General features: G+C 69.9%; 16 protein-coding genes and 1 tRNA gene. 3 read left to right on the plus strand and 14 right to left on the minus strand.

Translation table 11 applies throughout. The features are described 5' to 3' along the window. The first annotated feature begins 97 nt into the window (after window positions 1-97). Complete coding sequence (locus VFB40_RS18350; protein ID WP_324852298.1) at window positions 98-850, plus strand: amino acid ABC transporter ATP-binding protein; 753 nt, start codon at window positions 98-100, stop codon at window positions 848-850. 142 nt (window positions 851-992) lie between these two features. On the opposite strand, the gene VFB40_RS18355 is transcribed toward VFB40_RS18350, so the two are convergent. Beyond that, a complete protein-coding gene (locus tag VFB40_RS18355; protein ID WP_324852269.1) occupies window positions 993-1,631 on the minus strand; it encodes an ANTAR domain-containing response regulator in 639 nt (212 codons plus the stop codon). Window positions 1,632-1,741: 110 nt separating this feature from the next. Between VFB40_RS18355 and VFB40_RS18360 the strand changes: the two genes are divergently transcribed. Continuing rightward, window positions 1,742-1,816: transfer RNA gene (locus VFB40_RS18360), tRNA-Leu, on the plus strand. Window positions 1,817-1,932: 116 nt separating this feature from the next. Next, on the plus strand, window positions 1,933-2,712 hold the full coding sequence (locus VFB40_RS18365; RefSeq protein WP_324852270.1) for a transposase: 780 nt from the start codon (window positions 1,933-1,935) through the stop codon (window positions 2,710-2,712). Window positions 2,713-2,768: 56 nt separating this feature from the next. Here VFB40_RS18365 and pyk read toward each other — a convergent pair whose 3' ends face one another. The 13 genes from pyk to VFB40_RS18430 all read right to left on the minus strand — a co-directional run bounded on the left by pyk (window position 2,769) and on the right by VFB40_RS18430 (window position 19,921). Further along, a complete protein-coding gene (gene pyk / locus VFB40_RS18370) occupies window positions 2,769-4,235 on the minus strand; it encodes a pyruvate kinase (protein WP_324852272.1) in 1,467 nt (488 codons plus the stop codon). Between the two features lie 201 nt (window positions 4,236-4,436). After that, the gene (gltD, locus tag VFB40_RS18375) at window positions 4,437-5,897 is read right to left on the minus strand and encodes a glutamate synthase subunit beta (protein ID WP_324852274.1); all 1,461 of its coding nucleotides are present in this window, start codon (window positions 5,895-5,897) and stop codon (window positions 4,437-4,439) included. Beyond that, window positions 5,890-10,458, minus strand: coding sequence for a glutamate synthase large subunit (gene gltB / locus VFB40_RS18380; RefSeq protein WP_324852276.1), 4,569 nt, complete (start codon window positions 10,456-10,458; stop codon window positions 5,890-5,892). Before gltB ends, gltD begins: the two co-directional genes overlap by 8 nt. 298 nt (window positions 10,459-10,756) lie before the next feature. Then, a complete protein-coding gene (gene lgt, locus VFB40_RS18385; protein WP_324852278.1) occupies window positions 10,757-11,821 on the minus strand; it encodes a prolipoprotein diacylglyceryl transferase in 1,065 nt (354 codons plus the stop codon). Then, entirely contained in the window at window positions 11,818-12,717 is a 900-nt protein-coding gene (locus VFB40_RS18390; RefSeq protein ID WP_324852280.1) for a DsbA family protein, read from the minus strand. The genes lgt and VFB40_RS18390 overlap by 4 nt, the downstream gene beginning before the upstream one ends. Before the next feature lie 262 nt (window positions 12,718-12,979). Continuing rightward, complete coding sequence (locus VFB40_RS18395; protein WP_324852282.1) at window positions 12,980-13,921, minus strand: DsbA family protein; 942 nt, start codon at window positions 13,919-13,921, stop codon at window positions 12,980-12,982. 64 nt (window positions 13,922-13,985) lie between these two features. Further along, on the minus strand, window positions 13,986-14,429 hold the full coding sequence (locus tag VFB40_RS18400; RefSeq protein WP_324852284.1) for a serine hydrolase: 444 nt from the start codon (window positions 14,427-14,429) through the stop codon (window positions 13,986-13,988). Between the two features lie 55 nt (window positions 14,430-14,484). After that, window positions 14,485-15,213, minus strand: coding sequence for a hypothetical protein (locus VFB40_RS18405; protein WP_324852286.1), 729 nt, complete (start codon window positions 15,211-15,213; stop codon window positions 14,485-14,487). Window positions 15,214-15,502: 289 nt separating this feature from the next. Continuing rightward, window positions 15,503-16,174, minus strand: a complete 672-nt coding sequence (locus VFB40_RS18410; protein ID WP_324852288.1) for a DoxX family protein — start codon at window positions 16,172-16,174, stop codon at window positions 15,503-15,505. Window positions 16,175-16,266: 92 nt separating this feature from the next. Next, entirely contained in the window at window positions 16,267-17,094 is an 828-nt protein-coding gene (trpA, locus tag VFB40_RS18415) for a tryptophan synthase subunit alpha (RefSeq protein ID WP_324852290.1), read from the minus strand. Between the two features lie 5 nt (window positions 17,095-17,099). Then, the gene (gene trpB / locus VFB40_RS18420; RefSeq protein ID WP_324852292.1) at window positions 17,100-18,377 is read right to left on the minus strand and encodes a tryptophan synthase subunit beta; all 1,278 of its coding nucleotides are present in this window, start codon (window positions 18,375-18,377) and stop codon (window positions 17,100-17,102) included. Between the two features lie 217 nt (window positions 18,378-18,594). Beyond that, window positions 18,595-19,419, minus strand: coding sequence for an indole-3-glycerol phosphate synthase TrpC (trpC, locus tag VFB40_RS18425; protein WP_349261540.1), 825 nt, complete (start codon window positions 19,417-19,419; stop codon window positions 18,595-18,597). 139 nt (window positions 19,420-19,558) lie between these two features. Further along, complete coding sequence (locus tag VFB40_RS18430; RefSeq protein ID WP_324852296.1) at window positions 19,559-19,921, minus strand: hypothetical protein; 363 nt, start codon at window positions 19,919-19,921, stop codon at window positions 19,559-19,561. Window positions 19,922-20,083 lie beyond the last annotated feature (162 nt).

A 20,083-nucleotide genomic window follows, 5' to 3' on the forward strand; every position in this document is an offset into this window, starting at 1 on the left:
GGACGGCGCCGTGCCCGAAAACGAGACCGTCGGCACGGCACCGGCCCCAACTCCCGCGACGCGTGCGACCACGGCCACCACGACGCCGGTCACGGCGATGGTCGAGGCCCTGGACGTGCACAAGTCGTTCGGACGCGTCGAGGTACTCAAGGGCATCACCCTCAAGGTCATGCCGCGCGAGGTGATGTGCCTGATCGGCCCGTCCGGATCCGGCAAGTCGACGTTCCTGCGGTGCATCAACCACCTGGAGAAGATCAACGCCGGGCGGCTGAGCGTGGACGGCGAGCTGGTGGGCTACCAGGAGCGCGGATCGCGGCTGCACGAGCTGCACGAGCGCGAAGTCGCCCGGCAGCGCACCGAGATCGGCATGGTGTTCCAGCGGTTCAACCTGTTCCCGCACATGACGGCGATAGAGAACATCGTCGAGGCGCCGATCCGGGTCAAGGGCGAGTCGAAGGAGGCCGCGCGGGCGCACGCCCGGGAACTGCTGGAGAAGGTCGGGCTCGGGGACCGCGCGACCGCCTACCCGAACCAGCTGTCCGGCGGTCAGCAGCAGCGGGTCGCGATCGCACGCGCGCTGGCGATGCGGCCGAAGCTGATGCTGTTCGACGAGCCGACCTCGGCGCTGGACCCGGAGCTTGTCGGCGACGTGCTCGCGGTCATGCGCCAGCTCGCCGACGACGGCATGACCATGATCGTGGTCACCCACGAGATGGGCTTCGCCCGTGAGGTCGGCGACTCGCTGGTGTTCATGGACGGCGGCGTCGTGGTCGAGCGCGGCAACCCGCGCGAGGTACTGGCCAACCCGCAGCACGAGCGCACTCGCTCGTTCCTGTCAAAGGTGCTGTGACGGGCGGCTAAGCTCGCAAACCGAAAGGGCGGACACCAGGCGGGTCCGCCCTTTCGCATGCCTGCACCTCACGCCTGCGTTCTTGCGCCGCGCGGCTGTCCCGCTCAGCCGGACAGCCGCCGCAAGTACCAGCCGGCGAAGCTCAGCCCGCGCTCTTCGCCTCAGCGTCGCCGCCCTCGGCCTTCGGCGCACCCGTGCCGTCGATGACCGCCTGCGCGACCTCACGCATCGTCAGCCGTCGGTCCATCGACGTCTTCTGAATCCAGCGGAACGCCTCCGGCTCGGTCATCCCGAGCTGCACCTGCAGCAGCCCCTTCGCCCGGTCCACCAGCTTGCGGGTCTCGAACCGCGCGGCGAGGTCGGCGACCTCGTTCTCCAGCGCGCGCAGCTCCTCGTAGCGGGTGGTGGCCATCTCGATCGCCGGCACCAGGTCCGCCTTCGAGAACGGCTTGACCAGGTACGCCATCGCCCCGGCGTCGCGGGCCCGCTCGACCAGCTCGCGCTGGGAGAAGGCGGTCAGCATCAGCACCGGTGCGATCTTCTCGGCGCCGATCCGCTCGGCCGCCGAGATCCCGTCGAGCACCGGCATCTTCACGTCGAGTATCACCAGGTCGGGCCGGTGCTCGGCGGCCAGCTTCACCGCGTCCTCGCCGTTGCCGGCCTGCCCGACGACCTCGTAGCCCTCTTCCTGCAGCATCTCGGCGAGGTCCATCCGGATCAGGGCCTCGTCCTCGGCGATCACCACGCGCTTTCGCGCCTGGCCCTTGTCGTCGGCGGTCATGTCGGCTGCCCCTCGTCGTCTTGACACTGCTGGTCTGCGCCCAAGCTTAGTGGACGGCAAACCGGGAGGCCGGAGCTCTCCACGATCCGGTATGCTGTGCGACGTATGGGGCCCCGGTAGCCCAATTGGCAGTAGGCAATGGATTCAAAACCCATACAGTGTGGGTTCGAGTCCCACCCGGGGCACTTTAGGCAGATTCGCTTCCTGCAATAAGTAGCACTATTCGAACACGAATGCGCCCAACTGGGTGATCTTTGCGGGTTTCGCGTCGCAATCCCTTTCGCCGCGTCACGCTCGGTACATGAACCACTCGTATCCCGCTGAAGTTCGCCGCACTGCGCTGTCCTTGCTCCGCAACGGCGTATCCAATGTCGACGTTGCGCGGCGGCTGGGAATTCCAGCTGGAACGGTTGGGACGTGGAAGCACGAGGATCGTCGTAGGCAAGGTCACATACCACTGCTACGCTCCTGCCCTATTTGCGACAAGGATCTCAAGATCCTCAACACGAGGTCTTATTCCTACCTGCTGGGCCTATACCTCGGTGACGGACATATCAACAAGTACCGGCAGTGGCGCGCGCATGCGCTCACGATCGCGTGTGCCGACGCCTGGCCGGGCCTGATCGACTCCGCAGCAGAGGCGATGCGGATCGTGATGCCACACAACAAGGTCTGCCGGGTGCAGCAGCAGGGTTGCACCAGCGTGAAGAGCTACTCCCAACACTGGGCGTGCCTGTTCCCTCAGCACGGCCCAGGCCGAAAGCACGAGCGGCGAATCGTCCTCGCAGACTGGCAGGCGACCATTGTTCAGAAGCATCCCGAAGAGTTCATCCGCGGGCTGATTCACTCAGACGGTTGCCGGGTCACGAACTGGGCGACGCGGCCCGTCGCGGGTGAGACGAAGCGCTATGAGTACCCGCGCTACCTATTCGTCAACGAGAGCGAGGACATCCGTAACCTGTTCACGGACGCGCTGAACCTACTCGGCATTGAATGGCGGCGGAGCAAGCGCAACTGCATATCGGTTGCGAAGCGGGACTCGGTCGCTGCGATGGACAATTTCGTCGGTCCAAAGTACTAGCAAAGCGGGCCGGTCCGAAGATCGGACCGGCCCGTTTAGGTACGTGCTTTCGTGGCTCAGCTGGTCTGGCGGTAGGCGGGGGCCACGCCGGTGACCGCGTCGCCGATGCGGTGGACGCGCACCGCGTTGGTGGAGCCGGGGATGCCGGGCGGGGAGCCGGCCGTGATGATGATCAGCTCACCGGGCTGGCAGCGGCCGAGCTTGAGCAGCGCCTGGTCCACCTGGACCACCATCTCGTCGGTGCTGCCGACCTCCTCGCCGATGAAGGTCTCCACGCCCCAGCTCAAGGCCAGCTGGGAGCGGACGATCGGCTCCGGGGTGAAGGCCAGGATCGGGATCGGCGAGCGGTAGCGGCTGAGCCTGCGCGCGGTGTCGCCGCTCTTGGTGAACGCAACCAGATAGCTGGCGCTCAGATAGTCGCCGAGCTCGGCTGCCGCGCGGGCGACCGCACCGCCCTTGGTGCGGGGCTTGGAGATCGACGCGGGCAGACCCTTGGCCAGGACCTGCTCCTCGACCGCGCAGATGATCTTGGCCATGGTCTGCACGGTCTCGACCGGGTAGTCGCCCACCGAGGTCTCCGCGGAGAGCATCACCGCGTCGGCGCCGTCGAAGATCGCGTTGGCCACGTCGCTGGCCTCGGCGCGGGTGGGGCGGGAGGCGCTGATCATCGAGTCGAGCATCTGGGTGGCCACGATGACCGGCTTGGCGTTGCGCCGGCACATGGTGATCAGCTTCTTCTGCACCAGCGGCACCTGCTCGAGCGGCATCTCGACGCCGAGGTCGCCGCGGGCCACCATGATCGCGTCGAAGGCGTCGACGATCTCGTCGAGGTTCTCCACCGCCTGGGGCTTCTCGACCTTCGCGATGACCGGCAGGCGCACGCCGAGTTCGTCCATCACCGCGTGCACGTCGTCGATGTCCTTCGCGCTGCGCACGAAGGACAGGGCGATCATGTCGGCGCGCACGCCGGCCTCGTTCTCGCCGAGCGCCCAGCGCAGGTCCGCGACGTCCTTCTCGGACAGCGCGGGAACGGAGACCGCGACGCCGGGCAGGTTGATGCCCTTGTTGTTGGAGACCTTGCCGCCCTCGACGGTGGTGCAGATCACCCGGGGCCCGTCCACCTCGACCACGTCGAGCGCGACCCGGCCGTCGTCGATCAGGATCCGGTCGCCCGGATTGCAGTCGCCCGCCAAGCCCTTGTAGGTGGTGGAGCAGATGTTCTGGTCGCCGGGCACGTCCTCGGTGGTGATGGTGAAGCGGTCGCCGCGCTGCAGCCGGATCGGCCCCTCGGCGAAGGTGCCCAGACGGATCTTCGGGCCCTGCAGGTCGACCAGGATGCCGACCGCCTTGCCCGCCTCGTCGGCGGCCTTGCGCAGGTTGAAGTAGCGGACCTCGTGCTCGGCGTAGGAGCCGTGCGACAGGTTCAGCCGGCCGATGTCGAGGCCGGCGGCGACCAGGGCCTTCAGCTGCTCCGGAGTTTCGGCCGAGGGGCCGAGAGTACAGACGATTTTCGCGCGACGCATGAAAGCGACCCTATCCCTTACCCAGCGGTAACTAGTCCCGAACGGGCTCATTCGTAACGGAATCGCCGGATGCGCGCACCACCCGGCGAAGTGGTCTGCCGGCCATGGTACCGAGGCCGGGTGAACACGGGTCGGCCGCCCACCAAGGCTTGGTGGGCGGCCGGTGGAGCGTTAGTCATTGCGGCGGTCCGGCGCCAAGCGTCAGACCGTCAGCGGGCGCACGGTCGGGGCGATCGCGCTGGGCAGCGCGGAGACCCCGGCCAGGTACTTGTCGACCGCGGCGGCGGCGGAGCGGCCCTCGGCGATCGCCCAGACGATCAGCGACTGGCCGCGCCCGGCGTCTCCGGCGACGAACACGTTGTCGACGTTGGTGCGGTACTCGCCGTCGCGCTTGATGTTGCCGCGCTCGTCGAGGTCCAGGCCGAGCTGGCCGACCAGTCCGTTGTCCTGCTCCGGGCCGGTGAAGCCCATCGCCAGGAGGACCAGCTGGGCGGGGATTTCGCGCTCGGTGCCGGGAACCGGGGTGAACCGGCCGTTCTCGAGGACGACCTCGGTGAGCTTGAGGGCGCGCACGTTGCCGTTCTCGTCGCCGAGGAACTCGGTGGTGTTGACGGCGTACACGCGCTCACCGTTCTCCTCGTGGGCTGAGGAGACGCGGTAGATCATCGGGTAGGTCGGCCAGGGCTGGTTGTCCGGGCGCGCCTCGGTCGGCCGCGGCATGATCTCCAGCTGGGTCACGCTGGCCGCGCCCTGGCGGGTGGCGGTGCCGAGGCAGTCCGCGCCGGTGTCGCCGCCGCCGATGATGACGACGTGCTTGCCCTGCGCGGTGATCGGCGGGGTGACGTAGTCGCCCTCGACTACCTTGTTGGACAGCGGGAGGTACTCCATCGCCTGGTGGATGCCGCCGTGCTCGCGTCCGGGGATCGGCAGGTCGCGGGCCTTGGTGGCGCCGACCGCGAGCACGATCGCGTCGTAGCGGTCGCGCAGCGCGGAGGCGAGGATGTCCTGGCCGATGGCCACGCCGGTGCGGAACTTGGTGCCCTCGGCGCGCATCTGCTCGATGCGGCGGTTGAGGTGCCGCTTCTCCATCTTGAACTCGGGGATGCCGTAGCGCAGCAGGCCGCCGATGCGGTCGGCACGCTCGTACACGGCCACGGTGTGGCCGGCCCGGGTCAGCTGCTGGGCGGCGGCCAGGCCCGCGGGGCCGGAGCCGACGACCGCGACGGTCTTGCCGGAGTGCCGCTCCGGGGCCTGCGGGGTGACCAGGCCGTCGTCCCAGGCCTTGTCGATGATGGAGACCTCGACGTTCTTGATGGTCACCGCGGGCTGGTTGATGCCGAGCACGCAGGCCGTCTCGCAGGGAGCGGGGCAGAGGCGGCCGGTGAACTCGGGGAAGTTGTTGGTCGCGTGCAGCCGCTCGATGGCGGAGGCCCAGTCGCCGCGCCAGACCAGGTCGTTCCACTCGGGGATGATGTTGCCGAGCGGACAGCCGTTGTGGCAGAACGGGATGCCGCAGTCCATGCAGCGCCCGGCCTGCTTCTGGATGATCGGCAGCAGGGCCCGCTCGGGGTAGACCTCCTTCCAGTCGCCGATGCGCTCGGCGACCGGACGGCGGACGGGGTGCTCGACGCCGGTAGTCAGGAAACCACGCGGGTCAGCCATGTGCGGCCTCCATGATCTTGACGAGGGTCTCCTGCTCGGAGAGCCCGGACCGCTCGGCGGCAGCGGCGGCGCCCAGCACTCGCTTGTAGTCGGTCGGCATGATCTTCGCGAAGCGGGCGATCGAGCCCGCCCAGTCGGCCAGCAGCACGGCGGCGGCCTGCGAGCCGGTCTCCTCGAAGTGCCGCTTGACGGTGTCCTGCAGGAAGGCGCGGTCGGCGGCGTCCAGTGCCTCGACCGCGACCATCTGCGGGTTGACCCGGGCGACCTTGAGGTCGAGGACGTAGGCCACTCCCCCGGACATGCCGGCCGCCAGGTTGCGGCCGTGCTCGCCGAGGATGACCACGCGCCCGCCGGTCATGTATTCGAGGGCGTGGTCGCCGACGCCCTCGACGACGAAGGTGGCTCCGGAGTTGCGCACCGCGAACCGCTCGCCGACGACGCCGGAGATGAACACCTCTCCGCTGGTCGCGCCGTAGCCGATGACGTTGCCCGCGATGATGTTCTTCGCGGCGTCGAAGCTGGCGGCGCGGTTGGGCCGCACGATGATGCGGCCGCCGGACAGGCCCTTGCCGACGTAGTCGTTGGCGTCGCCTTCGAGGCGCAGGGTGATGCCGCGCGGGACGAAGGCGCCGAAGGACTGGCCCGCGGAGCCGGTGAGCGTGACGTCGATGGTCTCGTCGGGCAGGCCGTTGCCGCCGTACCGCTTGGTGACCTCGTGGCCGAGCATCGTGCCGACGGTGCGGTTGACGTTGCGGATCGGCAGCGCGATGCGCACCGGGGTGGCGTCCTCGAGCGCGTCGTGCGCGAGCGCGATCAGCTCGTTGTCCAGCGCCTTGGCCAGGCCGTGGTCCTGGTGGGTGGTGCGGTGCAGGCTGGCGCCCTCGGGCAGGAACGGCTGGTAGAGCACCGGGGTGAGGTCGAGCCCTGAGGCCTTCCAGTGCTCGACGGCCTTGTGCGTGTCGATCAGCTCGACGTGCCCGACCGCCTCTTCCAGGGTGCGGAAGCCGAGCGCGGCCAGGTGCTCGCGGACCTCCTCGGCGATGAACTCGAAGAAGTTGACCACGAACTCGGGCTTGCCGGTGAACCGGGCGCGCAGCTCGGGGTTCTGCGTCGCGACGCCGACCGGGCAGGTGTCCAGGTGGCACACGCGCATCATCACGCAGCCGGAGACGACCAGCGGCGCGGTCGCGAAGCCGAACTCCTCGGCGCCGAGCAGCGCGGCGATGATGACGTCGCGGCCGGTCTTCAGCTGCCCGTCGGTCTGCACCACGATGCGGTCGCGCAGGCCGTTGAGCAGCAGAGTCTGCTGGGTCTCGGCCAGGCCGAGCTCCCAGGGCGCGCCGGCGTGCTTGAGCGAGGTGAGCGGGGCCGCGCCGGTGCCGCCGTCGTGCCCTGAGATCAGGACCACGTCGGCGTGCGCCTTGGAGACGCCTGCCGCGACCGTGCCGACGCCGACCTCGGAGACCAGCTTGACGTGCACGCGGGCCGAGGGGTTGGCGTTCTTCAGGTCGTGGATCAGCTGCGCCAGGTCCTCGATCGAGTAGATGTCGTGGTGCGGCGGCGGGGAGATCAGGCCGACGCCGGGAGTGGAGTGCCGGGTCCGGGCCACCCACGGGTAGACCTTGTGGCCGGGCAGCTGGCCGCCCTCGCCGGGCTTTGCGCCCTGGGCCATCTTGATCTGCAGGTCGTCGGCGTTGGTCAGGTACTCCGAGGTCACCCCGAAGCGGCCGGAGGCGACCTGCTTGATCGCGGAGCGGCGCTCCGGGTCGTACAGGCGCTCGGGGTCCTCGCCGCCCTCGCCGGTGTTGGACTTGGCGCCCAGCCGGTTCATCGCGATGGCGAGGGTCTGATGCGCTTCCAGGGAGATGGAGCCGTAGCTCATCGCGCCGGTGGAGAAGCGCTTGACGATCTCGGAGACCGGCTCGACCTCGTCGATCGGGATCGGGGCGCGCTCGCCCTCCTTGAGCTTGAACAGGCCGCGCAGCGTCATCAGCCGCTGCGACTGCTCGTTCACCCGCGCCGTGTACTGCTTGAAGATGTCGTAGCGGCGCTCGCGGGTGGAGTGCTGGAGCCGGAAGACGGTCTCCGGGTCGAACAGGTGCGGCTCGCCCTCGCGCCGCCACTGGTACTCGCCGCCGATCTCCAGCCGGCGGTGCGCGGGACGCGTGGTGGAGCGCGGGTAGGCGCGCAGGTGCCGCTCGGCGACCTCTTCGGCGATCTCGTCCAGGCCGATGCCGCCGAGCTTGCTGACGGTGCCGGTGAAGTACTCGTCGACCAGGTCCTGGGCCAGGCCCACGGCCTCGAAGACCTGGGCGCCGCGGTAGGAGGCGACGGTGGAGATGCCCATCTTGGACATGACCTTGAGCACGCCCTTGCCGAGCGCCTTGATCAGGTTCTTGATGGCCTTCTCGGCGGGCACGTTCACGAAGACGCCGGCGTTGGCGAGGTCCTCGACGGTCTCCATGGCCAGGTAGGGGTTGACCGCGGCGGCGCCGAAGCCGATCAGCAGGGCGACGTGGTGCACCTCGCGCACGTCGCCGGCCTCGACCAGCAGCGAGATGTGGGTGCGGGTCTTCTCCCGGATCAGGTGGTGGTGCACCGCGGAGGTCAGCAGCAGCGAGGGGATCGGGGCGTGCTCGGCGTCGGAGTGCCGGTCGGAGAGCACGACGATGCGCGCGCCGCCCTCGATCGCGGCGGAGACCTCGGCGTTGATCTCGGCCAGCCGCGCGCGCAGGGCCGCGCCGCCGCCCGCGACCTTGTAGAGCCCTGAGACGGTGACCGCCTTGAGGCCCGGCAGGTCGCCGTCGGCGTTGATGTGGATGAGCTTGGCCAGCTCGTCGTTGTCGATGACCGGGAACGGCAGCTCGATCTGCCGGCAGGCGACCGGGGAGGTGGCCAGCAGGTTGTCCTCGGGGCCGATGGTGGTGCCCAGGCTGGTGACCAGCTCTTCCCGGATGGCGTCCAGCGGCGGGTTGGTGACCTGCGCGAACAGCTGGGCGAAGTAGTCGAACAGCAGCCGGGGGCGCTGGGAGAGCACGGCGACCGGGGTGTCCGAGCCCATCGAGCCGATCGGCTCGGCGGCGGCCTTGGCCATCGGGGCGAGGATGACGCGCAGCTCCTCCTCGGTGTAGCCGAAGGTCTGCTGACGGCGCACCACCGAGGCGTGCGTGTGCACGATGTGCTCGCGCTCGGGCAGCTGGTCGAGGTGGATCAGGCCGGCGTGCAGCCAGTCCTGGTAGGGGTGCGCGGCCGCCAGTTCGGCCTTGACCTCTTCGTCCTCGACGATGCGGTGCTGCGCGGTGTCGACCAGGAACATGCGGCCGGGCTGCAGGCGGCCCTTGCGCACCACCTTGGCCTGGTCGATGTCCAGCACGCCGACCTCGGAGGCGAGCACCACGAGGCCGTCGTCGGTGACCCAGTAGCGGGAGGGGCGCAGGCCGTTGCGGTCGAGCACGGCGCCGATGAGGGTGCCGTCGGTGAAGGTGATGGAGGCCGGGCCGTCCCAGGGCTCCATCTGGCAGGAGTGGTACCGGTAGAACGCCCGCTTGGCGGGGTCCATCTCGGTGTGGTTCTCCCAGGCCTCCGGGATCATCATCAGCACCGCGTGCGGCAGCGAGCGCCCGGCCAGGTGCAGCAGTTCCAGGACCTCGTCGAAGGTGGCCGAGTCGCTGGCGCCGGGGGTGGCGATCGGGAAGATCCGGTCGAGCGGGCCCTTGAACGCGTCGGTGGCCAGCTGGGACTCGCGGGCGCGCATCCAGTTGCGGTTGCCCTGCACCGTGTTGATCTCGCCGTTGTGCGCGACGAACCGGTAGGGGTGCGCCAGCGGCCAGGCCGGGAAGGTGTTGGTGGAGAACCGGGAGTGGATCAGCGCGATGGCGCTGGCCAGGCGGCGGTCGGAGAGGTCCGGGAAGAAGGGCTCGAGCTGGCCGGTGGTCAGCATGCCCTTGTAGACCAGGGTGCGGGCGGAGAGCGACGGGAAGTACACGTCGGTCTCGTGCTCGACCCGCTTGCGCAGCACGAAGGCGAGCCGGTCAAGGTCGATGCCGCTCTCGCCGTTGGCGCCGGCGAGGAAGAGCTGGCGGAAGCGCGGCATGACGGCGCGCGCGGTCGCGCCGAGCAGCTGCGGGGTCGTGGGCACGTAGCGCCAGCCGAGGACTTCGAGGCCCTCCTCGGCGGCCACGGCGGCGACCGTGTCGTAGGCCTGGAGCTCGACCTCGTCGTTGTTCGGGATGAAGGCCAGGCCCACCGCGTAGGAGCCGGCCGGCGGCAGCTCGAAGTCCACGGCCTCGCGCAGGAAGGCGTCCGGGACCTGGATCAGTATCCCGGCGCCGTCGCCGGAGTCCACCTCGGCCCCGGAGGCGCCGCGGTGCTCCAGGTTGCGCAGCGCGGTGAGGGCCTGGTCGACGATGGTGTGGCTGGCCGCCCCGGTGAGGGTCGCGACGAAGGCGACACCGCACGCGTCTTTCTCGGCCCGCGGGTCGTAGAGACCCTGGGCCGCGGGGATGCCGCTCAGCAGCGCCGATTGCTGCGTCGAGTGGCGATGGGGGGCCGCTTGGGACATCGGGTCCTCCATGGTCGTCGGTAAGGGTCGCGCCTGAATGCGCGCATGAGGGACGACACTGGCCCTGCCCGCGGTGGCTTTGAGGTTACACGATGGATCTAGCGTCCGTCAGTAGAGAATCTTCCATCTCATATGTTGGACAACGCCTCGTTGACCTGCGGCTGTAGCGCGCTACGACTTGTTTTCCCCCTGTTGCGCGCCCTTCACGCCCCCCAGCTGAGATACGTCTCACAGAACGCGCGACGGGCGCGGATCCGGAGCGGATCCGCGCCCGTCGGCGCAGGTCAGTCGGCGACCGTTACGGATTAGCGGGTTGATTGTCGCCGACGGGCTCGGCCGTAGTGATTTCTTCGGCGGCGGCGGCCTGCGGCGATTGTTCTTCTCGCGCCGGTGCCTCCGCGTTTGACTCGGCTTCATCCGGCTGTGCATCCGCGTCCCCGGCGTCCTCCGGTACCGCCGCGGTGACCTGCGGCGATCCGTCGCGCGGCCAGTTCATCTCCGCGGGCGTCTCACGGCCTGGACGGCGCCTGGAACTGAGGATCAGGTACACCAGCGCGCCGAGCCCGACGATGATCGCGGTCCAGTCGTTGAGCCGCATGCCGAGGATGTGGTGCGCGTAGTCGCTGCGCAGGTGCTCGATCCAGCCGCGCCCGATCGTGTAGAGCAGCACGTAGAGCGCGAACACGCGGCCGTGGCCCATCCGGAAGCGGCGGTCCGCCCACAGCACCGCGAGCGCGACGAGCACGCACCAGACCGACTCGTACAGGAACGTCGGCTGGAAGTGGCCCGCGATGGTGGTCGTGCCGGGGATTCCGGAGCAGGGCGTGGCTTGCCGGCTCACGTCGTCCATGCAGTGGATCGTCAGGCCCCACGGCTTGGTGGTCGGGTCGCCGTACAGCTCGTTGTTGAACCAGTTGCCCCACCGGCCGATGCCCTGCGCGAGCACGATTCCGGGAGCGATGGCGTCGGCTAGCGGCGGAAGTTTCACGCCACGCTGCCGCGCCCCGATCCAGGCGCCGAGCGCGCCGAGGGCGATCGCGCCCCAGATGCCAAGGCCGCCGTCCCAGATGTAGAACGCCCGCACCCAGTCCTTGCCGGCGGTGAAGTAGAGCTCATAGTCGGTGATGACGTGGTAGAGCCGGCCGCCGAGCAGGCCGAAGGGCACGGCCCAGATCGCGATGTCCGTGATGACGTGCGGCTCGCCGCCGCGCGCGCGCCAGCGCCGCTCGCCGAGCCAGACGGCCACCGCGATCCCCGCGATGATGCACAGCGCGTAGAACCGGATCGGGAACGGGCCGAGCTTGACCTCGGCGCTGGTCGGGCTCGGCAGGAAGGCCAGCGGGTGCGGCGCGAGCGGCGTCATGACTTACTCGCTGACGGCGACGGCGAGGCCGCCGCGCTCGGGCTCGACGAGGCCCCGGCGCCGCTGGCGGACGCGCTCGGCGAGGCGCTCGGGTTGACCCCGGCCAGCTTGTCGATGGACGCGGTGAACGCGGCCTGCGCGGCGGCGGTGGTCGAACCGGTCGGCAGCGTGTAGGCCTTGCCGTTGGCGTAGATCGTCGGGGTGGACGGCTGGTTGTTGGTGATCTTGTTCAGGTTCGCGTAGTTCTGCCGCACCCAGTCGAAGTACTTGTGCGAGTTGACGCAGGACTCGAAGGTCTTGGAGTCCAGGCCCTGCACCTGCTTGGCCAGCGCGATCAGCGTCGCGTCGGAGGCGAAGGAGTCGGTCGTCTCCGCGGGCTGGTTGGTGTAGATGATGTCGTGGTAGTCCTCGAAGTGCCCGGCGTCCTGGGCGCAGGCGAACGCGTTGCCGGCGTGCAGCGAGCCGGTGCCGTTGGTGTTCGCGTCGATGAGCGTGACCGGGTGGATCAGCAGCTCGAGGGTGCCGTCCTGGATCAGCTTCTTGTACGCGGGCGTGTACGTGGTCTCGTACGATTTGCACGCCGAGCAGCGGGCGTCTTCGTACACGGTGAGCTTGACCTTGGCGTCGGCGTTGCCGAGCGGGATCGCCATGCCGTCCGCGGCGCTGACCCCGCCGGTGGTGTCGGCCACCGCGCCCACGGGCACGGCGGTCGGGGTCTTGGGCGCGTTCGCGGCCTGCACGGCGAAGGCGACGCCCACGGCCACCGCGATGACGGCGACGACGGAACCGTAAATGGCGTAGAGCCGGTTGCGCCGGGCGCGGCGCTGCTGCTCAAGCCGCAGCTCTGCGGCGCGCTGGCGGGCCAGCTCCTTGCCTACCCTGTTGGCCTTGCTCATCGTCGGCGGTCCACTTCCAGGTCGGTCGCGAGTGCGGGCGGTGTGTAGCGGCCCGCGCGCCCCGGCCCGGCGGTCGAGGGTGACCCGTCACCGTGCCGGGCAGGCGCGCAGAAGCCGCTGCCGCATCCTAATCTCGCCGCCGCGCGGCGCCACCCACCCCCTATCAGATCTCGGGGAATTCATGGCGATGCGTAACCTCTCCGTGATCTGCGGGCGCGAGCGCAGGCGCGGACCGAACGGTTCAGCCGGGCGCCCCGGCAGATCAGCGCGCTGCGGCGACCGCCGCGTCGAGTGCGGCGCGGAAGGCGGCCTGCTGCACGGCCGCGGGCTGGCGGGTGAGCTTGTACTGCTTACCGTTGATCGCATAGTAGGGAGTCGCCACGGAGCCGTTCAGGACGGTGCTGAGCGAGGCGTAGTTCCGCTTGACCCACGAGCCGTGGACGTCCCCGTTGACGCAGGACTCGAAGGTGGGGCCGTCGAGTCCGGGGACCTGCTTGGCCAGCGAGATCAGCGCGGCGTCGGAGCCGTAGGCGTCGTCGTTCTCATCGGGCTGGTTGGCGTAGAGCAGGTCGTGGAGCGCGGCGAACTTGCCCGGCCCGGCGTCCTGGGCGCACGCCCCGGCGTTGCCCGCGCGCAGCGATCCGGTGCCGCCGAGGTTGCGGTCGATCAGGTCGACCAGGTGGTACTGCACCTGGATCTTCCCGGCGAGCGCGTACGACTTGTAGGTCGACTCGAACATCGACTCCGCGAGCTGGCAGTAGGGGCAGCGGAAGTCCTCGTACACGGTCAGCGTGACGCGAGCAGGCGCGACCAAGGAGTTCGACGAGGGCGCGAAGGGGTTGGAGTCGCCGCCGAACGGAATGGCCAGGCTCCCCGGCCCCACGGCCGCGGCCGGCGCGACGAACGGCCCGGTCCCGAGGGCAGCGTCGGCGACGGCCCGCTTGTGCTGCACCAGGACCCCGACGGTCACCAGCGCCGCGATGAGCACGAACACTGCCCCGCCGATCCACAGCTGCCGCTTGCGCCGCTGCGCCGCGACCTCCGCCTGCCGCACGGCCGCGGCCTTCAGCCGACCGGACCGCTCGCGCGCGCCGCCGTCGCGTGTCACGTCAGTTGCGCCGGTTGCGCCGGTTGCGCCAGCGGCACCGGCCGCGTCAGCTACGTCGTCCTGAACCGGGCTGCCGAGCCCGCGATTCTCCGCCATGCCGGACATGCTGGCGCGAACCGGGCCAAAAGCGCATGCGTGACACGTTCCGGCGGGCGGCCCTTCACCGCATCGGGTGATCGCCGCTGAGCACCGCGACAGCGCGCGCGGCCGCGGCACCGATGGCGGGGCTGATCGCACCCTCGTCCGCACCGGGCTGCGAGCGCGTGAAAACGGCGGCGGCGTACCTGTGACCGTCGAGATAGGTGACGACGCCGATCTCGTTGCGCACGATGCCCATGAGGCTGCCGCTCTTGGCCGCGACCCGCACCGGCGGCCGGAACGCGCTCGCGAGGCGATTCCTGGTCAGCTGCTTGGCCATCACGGCCCGCACCCGGGCACAAGCCTCGGCGGACGGGATCACGGGTTCGTCGGCGCGCAGGCCGAACTCGGCGGGGCTGGAAGTAGCGGTGGTCTCCGTGTCCGGGTAGGTGGCGTCGCGGGGCTGCACGAGGAGCGCGCCCTCGCAGCCCGCCTGCTCGAAGATCGCCCGAATCTCGTCGTGCATGAAACCGATCGTGCCAGCCACGTCGCGGGATATGGGGGCGCGCTCTCGGTCGCCGCTAGGACCGCATTGCTCTCGCGACCCCTGCTACATGCTGCGCTTGGTTCGATGACAGGCGACGAAGACGCCAGATCAGCTCGGCCAAGACCGGGGACGGCGGTGCTTGCGACGCGTCGGCCGGCAGGTCAAAGCCAGTCAGGGCGGCGAGATCGGCCGCCGCGATACCCAAGACGACAGCAAGCCCCGCGAACATGTCAGGAGCCAACCGCTTACTACGGACCAAGGCATGCTGGACCGTGGCCTCGGAAAGGTATATCTGTCCCCGAGTTCCGAGGTACACGGACTTGGCCGTGTACCAGCGCGCGAGGTTTCGTTTTTCGAGCATGCCGAGCAGAAAGCCTCCCGGGCCGGGTTCATACTGCCTCGGTGGCCTGGGCGGCTTCGTGCGTGCTTCCTGCGGCAGGCTCTCAATGAGCTGTCGCAGCTGGTCAATGCATTCGGCCGGCAGGGTCGCCGCCGAAAACGCAATGCTTATCGCCGACGATCCGGCGAAAGGGTCCAGGGGTGCCAGCTCCTGCGGTACGGCGGCGCCCGCCAGTACGAACAGGTCTTGGGCGTGCAGACCGAGCACAGGTGCGAGCCGCAGCAGCAGCTGCGCGCTCGGCGCTGAGCCATCGATGACCGCCTGGAGCTCTCGCGCGGAAACGCCGTCCAGAGCGGCGGAATCGAGGTCGCGGCGTTCGATGAAGCGCGCCAAACGTGCACCGAAGGCCGGCAGTTCCGTCATCCTCGCAGGCTACTAGGCAAGTCGAGGCGGAGTGGCGAGCGTTCGGGCGGCCAGCCATACGCCCAGCCGGTGCGTTAGCCCGCGGAGCGGCCCGGAGGGTCAGCGCAGCGTTCAGCGCGCAGCGCGAGCGCGGCAGCGCCTTGATTCGCGTAGCGGCCGAGCGCCGGCGAAGACGCGGAGCAGGGTGGGCGGGTGGGGCAAGATCAGCGCGCAGAGCAGCCGAGCGAAGCGAGGAGGCGGAGCGCGCGGGACGTCCTGGCCATCGCCGAGCTGACCCGGTCGATCCCCGTTACCGGCGGGACGAGCCGCCGCCCTTGGCCGGAGTGGTGCGGCGCGGGGTCGGCACCGGAGCGACGGGTGTGAGCTCGGGCAGCAGCGCGGCGTCCGCGGAGAACTTGCTCTTGGGCTTCCAGATCAGCCACACAGCCGGGACGAGGTACAGGGTGTCGCGCAGGATGTCGAGCGTGTAGCGGGTCTTGCCCACCGCGACCTGGCCGCCGGCGCCGCCGCAGCCGCAGGTGATGTGGATGCCCCGCGCGCCGAGCGAGGCGATGCCGCCGATGTAGGTCAGCAGCAGCAGCGCCGAGAGCACGGCCACCAGCCGGGTGCCCAGCCCCGCGATGGCGAGCAGGCCGAGGGCCAGCTCAACGTAGGGCTGGGCGTAGGCGAAGACGTTGACCAGACCGCCGGGCAGGATCTGGAAGTTGCGCACCGAGGCCGCGTTGGCGTCCGAGGAGCCGAGCTTCGGCAGGCAGTAGAACAACCACATCGCGCCCAGCAGCAGCCTCGCGACCAGCGAGATCCAGGGCAGGGCGGTGGCGAACGCGGACTTCGGCTCGGTCCCGGACCCGATCCCGGCCCCGGTCCCCGGCTCGGACGCGGCCTGCTTCGACTTCGACTTCACGCCGTTGCCGCCGGCCGCGCCGCCCTTGCCGGCCGCGGTGCCTCGTTCCGCCGTCATCCTGCTGCCCGTCCTATCCGGTCCTGTCGGCCCGCTCGGCTTCCGCCCCTGCGCTGCGGCCGCCCGCTGGCCGTTCCGGCGGTGAGGTTACCTCAACGACCCCGGGATCGGACACCTTCAGCGAGCTGTTCGGCGAGTTCACGCAAGGCGGCGAGCCCTGTGGCCTCGTCCGGCGCGTCGAGCAGGCACCTGACGAACGCCGAGCCGACGATCACGCCGTCGGCGAACTGGGCGACCTCGGCGGCCTGCTTCGCGTTCGATACGCCGAGCCCGACGCAGACCGGCAGGTCGGTGGCCGCCCTCGTGCGTTCCACGAGGTGCGCCGCCTCCGAGTTCACCGACGTGCGGGTGCCCGTGACGCCCATGAGCGAGGCCGCGTAGACGAAGCCCCGGCAGGTACGCGTGGTCAGCGCGATGCGTTCGTCGGTGGAGGACTGCGCGACCAGGAAGACGCGGTCCAGGTCGTGCGCGTCGGAGGCGGTGATCCAGGCTTCGGCTTCCTCCGGGATCAGGTCGGGGGTGATGAGGCCCGCGCCGCCGGCGTCGGCGAACTCCTTGGCGAAGCGGTCCACGCCGTAGCGCTCGATCGGGTTCCAGTAGGTCATGACCAGGGTCGGCGCGCCGGTCTCGGCGACTCCCTCGACGGTGCGCAGGACGTCGACCGTGTTCGTGCCCGCTTCGAGCGCCCGCTCGACGGCGCGCTGGATGACCGGGCCGTCCATCTGCGGGTCCGAGTACGGCAGGCCGACCTCGACGATGTCGACTCCGCCTTCGATCATCGCGCGGCAGGCGGCGATTGCGCCCTCGACGGACGGGAAGCCGGCGGGGAGGTAGCCGACGAGGACGGCGCGGTTCTCGGCCTTGGCGGCGGCGAGGACTGCGGCGAGTTTGGTAGGGGTGGCGGCGTTTTCAGTCGTCATGGGGGTCAGGCCTCCGTTTCGAAGCCGAAGTAGGCGGCGGCGGTGTGCATGTCCTTGTCGCCGCGGCCGGAGAGGTTGACCAGGATGACCGGCTCGCGGCCGAGTTCGGCGCGCAGCCTGGGCGCGATGCGCAGCGCTCCCGCGACCGCGTGCGCTGATTCGATGGCCGGGATGATGCCCTCGGTGCGGCAGAGCAGCTTGAACGCCTGCATCGCCTCGTCGTCGGTGACCGGCTCGTAGACGGCGCGTCCCGTGTCGTGCAGCCACGCGTGCTCGGGTCCGACCGCCGGATAGTCCAGCCCGGCGGAGATCGAGTGGCTGGGCAGGGTCTGGCCGTACTCGTCCTGGAGGAGGTACGTGCGCGCACCGTGCAGCACGCCGATCGCGCCACCGCTGATCGACGCGGCATGCAGTCCCGTTTCGACGCCCGAGCCGCCTGCCTCGAAGCCATAGAGGCGAACGCTCTCGTCCGGGACGAAGGCGTGGAAGGCGCCGATCGCGTTGGAGCCGCCGCCGACGCAGGCCGCGACCGCGTCGGGCAGGCCGCCGGTCAGCGCGATGGTCTGCTCGCGGGCTTCGACGCCGAGGACGCGCACGAAGTCGCGCACCATCGACGGGAAGGGGTGCGGGCCGGCTGCGGTACCGAGCAGGTAATGCGTGTGGTCGACGTTCGTTACCCAGTCGCGGATCGCCTCGTTGATGGCGTCCTTGAGGGTGCGCGAACCGATGTCGACCGGGATGACCTCCGCTCCGAGCATGCGCATGCGGGCGACGTTGAGCGCCTGGCGCTGCGTGTCCTCCTCGCCCATGTAGATCACGCAATCGAGGTCGAGCAGAGCCGCTGCGGTGGCGGTGGCCACGCCGTGCTGCCCGGCACCGGTCTCTGCGATAACGCGACGCTTGCCCATGCGCTTGGTGAGCAGCGCCTGGCCGAGCACGTTGTTGATCTTGTGTGAGCCGGTGTGGTTCAGGTCCTCCCGCTTGAGCAGGATGCGGGCGCCGTGCTCCTGACCAAACGCAGCTTCGGAGAGCCGCTTTGCGTCGGTGAGGAGGGAGGGCCGGTTCGCGTAGGTGCGCAGAAGAGTCGTGAACTCGGCGTGGAAAGCCGGGTCGTTCTTCGACTTCTGGTACGCCTCGGTCAGCTCGGCGAGCGCGGCCATGAGGGCTTCGGGCATGAAACGTCCGCCGTGGCGGCCGTAATGCCCCGCCTCGTCAGGCTGCGTCGAGGGATGGGCGTATGCGGCCGCGAAGAAGGCGTCGCTGAAGGTTGACGTGTCCGTCATCGGAAGACTCCGAGAAGAGGTGCGAGGGAAAGCGAAGGCGAAAGGGGACGAAGGACGTCCACGAGTGCGAGAGCGTGCTCGGCGAGGCGCTGAGAACTGCCTCGCGGATGAGAGCGGTTACCGCCCGACCTGCCATCGGCGACCCGCCGGAGCATGCCGCCACCACGGCCGCCGGCGAGCCGGTGCGATGGGTTTCGGGGCTCGGTACACGGTCAGCTCACTGCCGTCCGCGCCGCATCGCCGGGTGCGCGCCGGCCGCCACCAGGTCGGCCACCGCGTCGCGCGGGTTCTTGCCGGTCACCAGGGACTCGCCGACCAGGACCGCGTCCGCGCCGCAGTTGGCGTAGGCGATCAGGTCGTGCGGGCCGCGCACGCCCGATTCGGCGATGCGCACCACGCTGTCCGGGATCAGCGGGGCGAGGCGGGAGAAGGTGGTGCGGTCGACCTCGAGCGTGCGCAGGTTGCGCGCGTTGACGCCGATGATGCGCGCCCCGGCGTCCACGGCCCGGGCGACCTCCTCCTCGTCGTGCACCTCGACCAGGGGGGTGAGGCCGATAGACTCGGCCCGTTCGATCAGCGAGACCAGCGCGTCCTGCTCCAGCGCGGCCACGATCAGCAGCACGAGATCGGCGCCGTGCGCGCGAGCCTCCCACAGCTGGTAGCTGGTGACGATGAAGTCCTTGCGCAGCACCGGGACATCCACCCGGGCGCGCACCTCCTTGAGGTCCTGCAGCGAGCCGCCGAACCGGCGCCGCTCGGTCAGGACGCTGATGACGCTGGCGCCGCCCTGCTCATAATCCCCGGCCAGCGAAGCGGGGTCGGCGATCGCGGCCAGCGCTCCCTTGGACGGGCTGGAGCGCTTCACCTCGGCGATCACCGCGACGCCGTCTCCGCGCAGGGCCCGCACGCCGTCCTTCGCGGAGGGCTGGGCCAGCGCCTTGGCCTTGACGTCGTCCAGAGGGGTCTGGGCTTGACGCTCGGCCAGGTCGGCGCGCACGCCCTCGATGATCTCGTCGAGCACGTTCCGATTCGGTGTCGCCACCGCCACGTACCGTCCCCTCTGCCAGGGCGCCACACGGCGCCGTCTTGCCCAGCCATGCTATCGGCAACGCGGCGGTGCTCGGCGCCAAGCCGCGATGCGGGCGCGGGCGGCTGCGGCCGCCCCGGCGGGACGGGGCGGGTCAGGCGGACGCGCGCTCGGCCGCTGCCTCGGCCTTCAGTTGGCCCCAGACGTCCGGCACGCCGAAGCCGGTGGCGTTCAAAACGACGACCGCGATGAGCGCGAGGACCTGGAAGGCGCCGCAGATGATCACGGCGGGCCACATGGCGAACGGGAACAGCGGGCCGCCGATGATGAAGCCGGTGAAGGACAGGGCCGCGGCGACCCAGCGCGCGACGGAGTGGCCGTGGTCGGCGTGGTCCACGGTGTTGCCCGCGAAGTGGTTGCCCGCCGCGGACGAGCCGAGGGCGGCCATGCCGAGGCTGGCGGCCTTGGCGATCGTGGACGGGCCCTTGTGCTCGGTGGTCTTGGTGACCTCGGTCATGGCTGGACTGACTCCTCGAAGACTGTCGCTGTGGTTCGAATGACGCGCTGCGCGAAGGGAGCGGTGCGCTGCCTCCGCCAGGTCGTCGCTGTCCATTCTCTCTGACGCGGGGCGGTGCTCAGAGCGTGGGGTCGGCGCCGCGGTTGATCGAGTCCCACAGTT

Origin of the sequence: Actinocrinis sp., from assembly GCF_035650855.1 — a bacterium.
Classification (GTDB): domain Bacteria; phylum Actinomycetota; class Actinomycetes; order Streptomycetales; family Catenulisporaceae; genus Actinocrinis.

What these genes read in the sequence shown, in the direction of transcription:
- VFB40_RS18350 (WP_324852298.1), top strand. Translation starts at nt 98, where the DNA reads ATGGTCGAGGCCCTGGACGTGCACAAGTCGTTCGGACGCGTCGAGGTA.
- VFB40_RS18355 (WP_324852269.1), bottom strand. Translation starts at nt 1,631, where the DNA reads ATGACCGCCGACGACAAGGGCCAGGCGCGAAAGCGCGTGGTGATCGCC.
- VFB40_RS18365 (WP_324852270.1), top strand. Translation starts at nt 1,933, where the DNA reads ATGAACCACTCGTATCCCGCTGAAGTTCGCCGCACTGCGCTGTCCTTG.
- pyk (WP_324852272.1), bottom strand. Translation starts at nt 4,235, where the DNA reads ATGCGTCGCGCGAAAATCGTCTGTACTCTCGGCCCCTCGGCCGAAACT.
- gltD (WP_324852274.1), bottom strand. Translation starts at nt 5,897, where the DNA reads ATGGCTGACCCGCGTGGTTTCCTGACTACCGGCGTCGAGCACCCCGTC.
- gltB (WP_324852276.1), bottom strand. Translation starts at nt 10,458, where the DNA reads ATGTCCCAAGCGGCCCCCCATCGCCACTCGACGCAGCAATCGGCGCTG.
- lgt (WP_324852278.1), bottom strand. Translation starts at nt 11,821, where the DNA reads ATGACGCCGCTCGCGCCGCACCCGCTGGCCTTCCTGCCGAGCCCGACC.
- VFB40_RS18390 (WP_324852280.1), bottom strand. Translation starts at nt 12,717, where the DNA reads ATGAGCAAGGCCAACAGGGTAGGCAAGGAGCTGGCCCGCCAGCGCGCC.
- VFB40_RS18395 (WP_324852282.1), bottom strand. Translation starts at nt 13,921, where the DNA reads ATGGCGGAGAATCGCGGGCTCGGCAGCCCGGTTCAGGACGACGTAGCT.
- VFB40_RS18400 (WP_324852284.1), bottom strand. Translation starts at nt 14,429, where the DNA reads ATGCACGACGAGATTCGGGCGATCTTCGAGCAGGCGGGCTGCGAGGGC.
- VFB40_RS18405 (WP_324852286.1), bottom strand. Translation starts at nt 15,213, where the DNA reads ATGACGGAACTGCCGGCCTTCGGTGCACGTTTGGCGCGCTTCATCGAA.
- VFB40_RS18410 (WP_324852288.1), bottom strand. Translation starts at nt 16,174, where the DNA reads ATGACGGCGGAACGAGGCACCGCGGCCGGCAAGGGCGGCGCGGCCGGC.
- trpA (WP_324852290.1), bottom strand. Translation starts at nt 17,094, where the DNA reads ATGACGACTGAAAACGCCGCCACCCCTACCAAACTCGCCGCAGTCCTC.
- trpB (WP_324852292.1), bottom strand. Translation starts at nt 18,377, where the DNA reads ATGACGGACACGTCAACCTTCAGCGACGCCTTCTTCGCGGCCGCATAC.
- VFB40_RS18430 (WP_324852296.1), bottom strand. Translation starts at nt 19,921, where the DNA reads ATGACCGAGGTCACCAAGACCACCGAGCACAAGGGCCCGTCCACGATC.